Genomic DNA, 628 nt, shown 5'->3' with positions numbered 1-628 from the left:
CGCGACGACGCCCGCCGGTCCTCCGGCGGGCGTCGTGCTGTCTCGGGCGGCTGTCGAGCCGCTGCGCTGTCGAGCCGCTGCGTTGCCGAGCGGCTGCGCTGTTCGAGCCGCTGCCGACCACGACGCCCGGCGCCCCGGCGGGCGGTGCGGGCCGGCCGCCGCCCTCACCGGGGCGGATGCTTCAGGCGCGGTCGGCCTCGTCGGTCCGCTCGTCGGCGCGGCCCTCGGGCGCAGCGTCGACGTCGGTCTCCTCCGCCGGGGTGTGGATGTCGGGGTCCGCGCCGACGACCGCGGTGCCGTCCTGCGCATCCCTGCTCGGTCCCGGCCGGTAGCCCGCGCCCTCCTCGGCCTCCTCGTGGTCGCGGCCGTGCTGGCCCTCCTCCGGTGCGGGCGAGTAGCCGCGAGGCGTCTCCGAGTCGCCGCGGTGCACCTCGGGGATCGTTCCGCCGCTCGTGCCGGCATCGGAGTGCCCGGTTTCCGCACTGGCGTCGTCGCCCGCGACCGGGTCGCCGGGCAGCGTGCCCCCGCGCGCGGCAGCCGGGTCGGCGCCGAGCTCGTCGACCGTCGGGATCACCCCGTCGCCGAACGCCGCGGCCGTCGCTGCCGCGGCGCCCGCACCGCCGGCGAG

At 79.5% G+C, this 628-nt stretch carries 1 pseudogene; it reads right to left on the bottom strand.

Annotated features, from left to right (window positions below):
* Nucleotides 1-181 precede the first annotated feature (181 nt).
* Nucleotides 182-628, bottom strand: a pseudogene (locus tag NWP09_RS13145) (hypothetical protein); the annotation flags it as partial.

Origin of the sequence: Agrococcus sp. HG114 (genome assembly GCF_024723325.1) — a bacterium.
Classification (GTDB): Bacteria; Actinomycetota; Actinomycetes; order Actinomycetales; family Microbacteriaceae; genus Agrococcus.
The sequence above is the reverse complement of the archived record's forward strand: the minus strand, read 5'-3'. Positions and strand labels throughout refer to the sequence as shown.